The sequence below is a fragment of the Sulfurimonas sp. genome, from assembly GCF_023229105.1.
Classification (GTDB): Bacteria; Campylobacterota; Campylobacteria; order Campylobacterales; family Sulfurimonadaceae; genus Sulfurimonas.
Map to the genome: position 1 here is coordinate 1 of NZ_JALNZY010000100.1, position 6,336 is coordinate 6,336.

Annotated in this window: 9 protein-coding genes; 4 read left to right on the top strand and 5 right to left on the bottom strand. The window is 35.5% G+C overall.

Annotated features, from left to right (window positions below; genetic code table 11):
* Positions 1-1,177: efflux RND transporter permease subunit (locus M0Q17_RS10345; RefSeq protein WP_295086579.1), on the bottom strand; the 1,177-nt coding region annotated here is incomplete at its 3' end.
* A gap of 10 nt (positions 1,178-1,187) precedes the next feature.
* Positions 1,188-1,661 (bottom strand): hypothetical protein, encoded by a 474-nt coding sequence (locus M0Q17_RS10350; RefSeq protein WP_295086581.1) that lies wholly within the window; start codon positions 1,659-1,661, stop codon positions 1,188-1,190.
* Positions 1,662-1,742: 81 nt separating this feature from the next.
* On the opposite strand from M0Q17_RS10350, the gene M0Q17_RS10355 reads away from it, so the two are divergent.
* Entirely contained in the window at positions 1,743-2,453 is a 711-nt protein-coding gene (locus M0Q17_RS10355) for a DUF445 domain-containing protein (protein WP_295086583.1), read from the top strand.
* 17 nt (positions 2,454-2,470) lie between these two features.
* Here M0Q17_RS10355 and M0Q17_RS10360 read toward each other — a convergent pair whose 3' ends face one another.
* A complete protein-coding gene (locus M0Q17_RS10360; protein WP_295086585.1) occupies positions 2,471-2,674 on the bottom strand; it encodes an RNA-binding S4 domain-containing protein in 204 nt (67 codons plus the stop codon).
* Positions 2,675-2,738: 64 nt separating this feature from the next.
* Complete coding sequence (locus M0Q17_RS10365) at positions 2,739-3,281, bottom strand: hypothetical protein (RefSeq protein WP_295086587.1); 543 nt, start codon at positions 3,279-3,281, stop codon at positions 2,739-2,741.
* 227 nt (positions 3,282-3,508) lie between these two features.
* Here M0Q17_RS10365 and M0Q17_RS10370 point away from each other — a divergent pair, with 227 nt between their 5' ends.
* Positions 3,509-3,727, top strand: coding sequence for a cold-shock protein (locus M0Q17_RS10370; protein ID WP_294878387.1), 219 nt, complete (start codon positions 3,509-3,511; stop codon positions 3,725-3,727).
* 78 nt (positions 3,728-3,805) lie between these two features.
* Here the strand turns inward: M0Q17_RS10370 and M0Q17_RS10375 are convergent, their stop codons facing one another.
* Positions 3,806-4,222 (bottom strand): GNAT family N-acetyltransferase, encoded by a 417-nt coding sequence (locus M0Q17_RS10375; RefSeq protein WP_295086589.1) that lies wholly within the window; start codon positions 4,220-4,222, stop codon positions 3,806-3,808.
* An 89-nt stretch (positions 4,223-4,311) separates the two neighbouring features.
* Between M0Q17_RS10375 and M0Q17_RS10380 the strand changes: the two genes are divergently transcribed.
* Both M0Q17_RS10380 and M0Q17_RS10385 read left to right on the top strand, forming a co-directional pair.
* Entirely contained in the window at positions 4,312-5,808 is a 1,497-nt protein-coding gene (locus tag M0Q17_RS10380; protein WP_295086591.1) for an FAD-dependent oxidoreductase, read from the top strand.
* 92 nt (positions 5,809-5,900) lie between these two features.
* The coding region (locus tag M0Q17_RS10385) for an ATP-binding cassette domain-containing protein (protein WP_295086593.1) at positions 5,901-6,336 on the top strand (436 nt) is incomplete at its 3' end.

The window sequence follows — 6,336 nt, forward strand, 5'->3', positions numbered from 1 at the left end:
TACCTATAACAATAAGTCCTCCAAGCAAGGAGACTATGTTAATTGAGTAACCCATATAGTAGATGCTCAAAAGCCCTATCATAAAGGAAAAAGGGATTCCAAGCGCTACTATGATTGCAATTCTTAGATTTATCAAAATATACATTGAAAAAAAGACCAAGATCAAACCAAGCATAAGATTTGAAATAATTGTGTCAAGTCTCTCTTTTACAGGCTTTGAACTATCTTGATAAAAATCAAAAATAGCTCCCTCATAATTTTTTTCTATGCTCCTTACATACTCCCTTAGCTCTTTTGACAAAACAAGCGAATCTCCGCTTGCTCCCTTTGAGATAACTAGTGAGATTGTTTTTTTATTGTTGTATGTTGCAAGCGTATCCGTCTGCGGATACTCAACGCTTACCTCAGCTATGTCGCCTAACTTTATAAACTTTGAGTCTATCTTTAAAATACTCTCTTTATACTCATTGGCATCTACTTTTTTATTTGCCGTAGATACATATGCAAAACTTCCCCTTTGCTCTATATTCCCGATGGGAAAAATATAAGAGAGGTTTGCTATCGCTTTTTGAATGCTTGAGTGCGAAAGTTCATACGCTAAAATAGCTTCTGAGTTTAGTTTAATAACTACCTCTTGATCAGAGTCTCCGCGAATTAAAACCTCGCTTATATTATTTAGCTTTGTTATTTTAGATTTTACATCTTGTGCGATTACCGTTAGTTCGTCTATTAAGAGCGTGTCTGAGGAGATAGCAAGTCGGATGAGAGATCTTGTCTTATCAAGTAGCCTTGCAACAGGTTCGTTCATGTCTGATGGCAGATACTGCCTGCTAAGCGCAATAGCATCCTTTACACGTCCGAGAGTTATCTCTTTATTTGCGTTATTGCTAAGTGTCAAAAGTATTGCAAAAGCGCCCGGTGTTATAGTGGTTTCCATCTTATCGATACCGCTAATATCGCTTATTTCATCCTCAATATCACGAACTGCCATTTTATCCATAACATTGGCACTCGTTCCTTTGTAGGAACCTAGCACGCTGATTTTGTCAAGTTCAACATCAGGAAAAATCTCTTTTGGAATATTTTTATAAGCATATATTCCCATGAAAACCAAAAAAGCTAAAAGAGCATAGTTTAGTCTGGAGTTTTTAATAAAGTATTCGATAAATTTAATCAATATATCTCTCTTAGAGAAGCGATTTTATAACGTTACTTACACCTTGATGCAGATTGTAGTTCGAGATTGGAAAATCAAGAGATTCCTCTTCAAGATTTACGGTATATCTTGACAAATAATCACCCAAAACTTTCAAATCAATGCTTCTGTATTTGTTACATGTTGCCGCATCTAGTTTTGTTCTAAGCAAAACTCCCGCCTCGTTTGACTTTTGAATCGTAAAAGCCAATGTTTTTAAACTTACAAAATCACTCCACTTTAAAAAAAGCTCTGGAGTAAGTTCGCTCTCTACCCCTCCTTCGGGATTAAAAAGCATATCTGCATCTCTTAGAGCAATTAAAATAGATAGTATTGCAGCGCTAAAAGGCACAACCTTGTCTCTCCAAAAAGGAGACTCATTTCTATTTTTTAACTCAGCCTCAATTGTTTGTAAAATTGTTTGCGTATCTGCGTTTTTAAAAAGTGTATAGCTCTCTTGTTTCATAAACTGTTCCATTAAATTTTATTGTCGAAGATTTTAGTATAATCTTGCTTTTAAGATACTTTTTTTTATAAAGGCAAAAAATTGAAACTAAATAAAAGTTTTATCACAAATCTACTCGCTGCAACTCTTGTCGTTTTATCATTTTTTATTGACTCAAGTATGAGTAATATGATTTTATACACTGGGCTTTTTGCACTCTCGGGTGCTTTAACAAATCAACTTGCAATTCATATGCTGTTTGAGAAAGTGCCGTTTCTTTACGGTTCTGGTGTAATTCCTGCACGTTTTGAAGCCTTTAAAGAGGCTATTAAAAACCTTATGATGAGTCAATTTTTTACTAAAGAGCAGCTCGACTACTTCTTTAAAAATGAAAAGAGGAAGATAGATTTGGTGCCAATCATAGAAACAACTGACTTCTCTCCCGCTTTTGATGCGCTAACCAAAACAGTTATGGAGTCCTCCTTTGGCGGAATGCTGGGTATGTTTGGCGGGGAGAGCGTGTTAGAAAGTCTTCGCGAGCCTTTCTCCTTGAAGATGAAAAATGCAGTTGTGAAAATAGTACAAAGTGAAACTTTTAATTACACCCTGCAAAATCATCTACAAAACTCATCCCTAAGCGAGGATATGATTAAAAGCATTGAGGATATTATAGAGATAAGATTAAATGAGTTGACACCCGTGATGGTTAAAGAGATGGTTCAACAGCTCATAAAAGAGCATCTTTCATGGCTTATTGTATGGGGCGGAGTTTTTGGTGGACTAATAGGTCTTGTGAGTTCATTTCTATTCTAGCGCCAAAATAGCAGAGATTAAAAAACCTCTATTTTGGCATCAGCGACTTCTATAACATCCCCGCGAACAATTTTTGCTCTTTTTCTCAGCTCAACGCTGCCGTTTCTCTCTACATGACCATCAGCTATAATCATTTTAGCTTCTGCTCCACTATCAACCAAATCCAAAACTTTTAGAAGCTTATAAAGTTCTATGAACTCATCTTTTAACTCATATTTCATGCTTTTTCCTTTTATGCGTGAAATAATATCAGACAACGCTGATATTTCAGCACAAACTCAAGCATTAAACTTCTTTATCAATTATAGAAAAGCCTAAATCATACATTGCTTTATCTACCGTCTCTATAGCCTTTGCCATAGTTTTTTGTGAAATTTCTGGAAGTTTTCCTCCCCACATTGCTTCTGCTTCTTTAAATCCTTGAATCATTCCCTCACGCCCTGCACGAAGTTTAGCCTCATCCTCACCTGCTCCGTTTACTACAAAGTCAGCGATTCTAGCAGATGTCTTCTCTATGCCAAAAAAACCATCTTCGCTTACAAGCTCTGATGCTTCTGCTTTTGAAAGCTCGGCTATCGGTTTTCCGTCATATCCGATATTTTTTAAAAAACTTTGAAAATCTTCATGCTGTTTTGCAAAACTATCCTCTGCATTAGAGACACTGCCTTGAATAATAGCAGAGTTAAAAGCTATAGCATTACTATTTTGCCTAATCTGCTCTCTTATCTCTAAAGCTTCATCTTTTGATATTTTCTCTGTAAAAAGCGGCTTTATTGACGAACTTTTTATTGCAGGCTCGAAAACCTGACTTTCTGAAGATATTTTCATATTTTAAATTCCTCCTCTTTTCTTGTATCTTTATATATCGACATAAAGTTAACTTATATGAAATTTTACTTTTTATGCACAAATATTAAAACTTTTGCTATAATTTTCTTGATGAAAGATTTGTGTGTGTGAGTTCATCTATAGTATATTCTGCTAGACAAACGACTCCCCTATATTTTGACTCCACTTCCAAAAGAAGTGAATTTTTACCAAAGAGGTACTCCAACATGGCAGAATTGCTAGACGGATCAGTTAAATGGTTCAATGAAGAAAAAGGTTATGGTTTTATACAACAAGAAAATGGCGGTAAGGATGTATTCGTACACTTTCGTCAAGTAAACAGAACAGGACCGGGTCGCGTCTCTTTAGCTGAAGGTCAAAAGGTAACTTTTGAACTAGGCGAAGGACAAAAAGGTCCTCAAGCTGAGAACGTAACACCTTTATAGGTCTTACTTTGCAGGTTTCATCTCTATGATGACCTGCAAACTTTCTATATTTTTTCCTACTCTTTAAACAAGCCTAACTCAAACTCTCTTTAAAAAAACAAAACTTTTTTTCTCAAAACCGTTTTTTTCATAAAACTCATGTGCCTTTTCTCTTTTAAATCCTGAGGATAAAACTATATTTTCACACATTCCCATCTTTGCATAATCATGCAGATACTCAAGCATCATTTTTCCATAGCCGCTGCTTCTATACTCCTTGTCGGTAACTAAATCAAAAACAAAAAGATGTCTTTTGTGATAAAGATTTGTTTGAACAGCAGCGCCCGCATAAGTTATCAACTTTTCACCATCCATAATTCCAAACATTTTATACTCCATGTTTCTCATCTCGTATATAAGATCTTCAAACTCATCATAAGCTAGTTCGGTACGAAGTTGTGAGAGAACCTCATAAACACTAAACAGCTCTCTTAAATCTAACTCTCTAATCTGCATGTTAACTCTATCCTTAAGAAATTATAAAATATTATAATAAATTCGCTACAATACAGCTAAAAAGAGTTAAAAAGAGGCGGTAATTTATAATGGCTACTAAAAATTTTGAAGTAATAATTGTTGGAGCTGGCGTATCAGGAACGGCGCTAGCATATGAGTTAGCAAGATATACAGATATAAAGTCCATCGCTGTTATAGAAAAATATGAAGACATTGCCACTCTTAACTCTTGCGCGACAAGCAACTCTCAAACTATACATGTAGGGGATATTGAGACAAATTATACGCTTCAAAAAGCCGCAATCACAAAACGTACTGCAAAAATGGTGGAGAAGTATTGCCTAGGGCACCATTATCAAAACAGGATAATCTTTTCACATCAAAAAATGGCTCTGGGTGTAGGTAAAAAAGAGGTTGAATTTCTACTGCATCGTTATGAGGAGTTTTCTGAGTTGTTTCCATATCTTGAAGTTTGGGATAAAGAGAGATTAAAGGAGCTTGAGCCTCGCGTTGTATTTGATGAAAACGGCAACGAACGAAAGGAGGATATAGTAGCTATAGGCACTAAAGATCAGTGGACTACGGTTGATTTTGGAAAACTCTCAAGCTCCTTTATAGAAAATGCAAAAAAAGAAAAAGATGTAGAACTGGAGCTTTTTTTAAATACCAAAGTAGAAAAAATTGAAAAAAGTAAAAAACGCGGATATGTCGTTAAAACAAAAAACAGTACCTTTTATGCCGACTTTGTCGTTGTAGATGCAGGTGCGCATTCTCTATTTTTGGCACATGAAATGGGCTTTGGCTTAAATCTTGGGTGCCTCCCTGTTGCCGGAAGTTTTTATATTACAAATGAAAAGATGCTAAACGGCAAAGTCTATATGATTCAAAATCCAAAACTCCCTTTTGCAGCCCTTCATGGAGACCCTGACGTTTTAGCAGAGGGAAATACACGATTTGGTCCGACTGCCTTGATGCTTCCAAAGCTTGAGCGTTACAAAAAGGGAACTTACTTGGATTTTTTCAAAACTCTAAGATTTGATAAAAATATAGCCATGGCTCTTTGGAAACTTCTAAAAGAGCGTGACATACGCAAATATATCTTTAGAAACTTTCTTTTTGAAGTCCCTTTTTTAAACAAATACCTCTTTTTAAAAGATGCACAAAAGATTGTCCCCTCTTTGAAACTTGATGAATTCAGATATGCCAAAGGTTTTGGCGGTGTACGTCCACAAGTGCTAAACAAAGATGAGCAAAAACTTCTTCTTGGCGAGGCTTCTATCTATACTGGAGAGGGCTTAATATTTAACATGACACCATCCCCGGGTGCGACATCTTGTCTTGGAAATGCAGAGAGAGACCTTAGATATATAGTAAAATATTTAGGGAAAAATTTTGATGAAAAAAGATTCAATGATGAACTTACAGACGGAGATTATTGCACACTTCCTGAACCTATTGCATCTCAAAAAGCTATAGTAAATCTCATCAGAGCAGAGATTCAAAGAACAGAAGAAAAATACCTCAAAGATATTCATCAAAATAAACCCGATGCTGATTTTTGGGATAACCCGCACAGTAAAATATAGCATAACGGCTAAATCAAGCTTTAAACAACATTTAGTTACAATCGCGAAAAATAAGAGGCAGATATAAATTTTGCCTAAGCGAGAGATAAACTATGGTAACTGTACAAAAATTAATAATGCGTTATGGAAATAGAGTTCTATTTCAAGATATAAATCTTAAATTAGATCGTCATAAAAGATATGGACTAATCGGTGCAAACGGTGCCGGAAAAACAACCTTTTTAAAAATTCTCAGCGGTCAAATCAAAGAGTATGAGGGTGAAGTTATAATCCCAAAAACAAATAAAGTCGGGGTTTTAGAGCAAAATCAATATGCTTATGAAGATTTTACTATTGCTGATGCTGTTCTTTATGGAAACAAAAGACTCTATGATGCTATCAAAGAAAAAGAGATAATCTACGCAACAGGCGACTTTGAAGATGATGCTGTAAACAACCGTCTTGCAGAGCTTGAGACTATCTGTGTTGAAGAAGACCCTACTTATGAGTATGATGTAAACATAGCAAAAATTCTTGAGAATGTAGGGA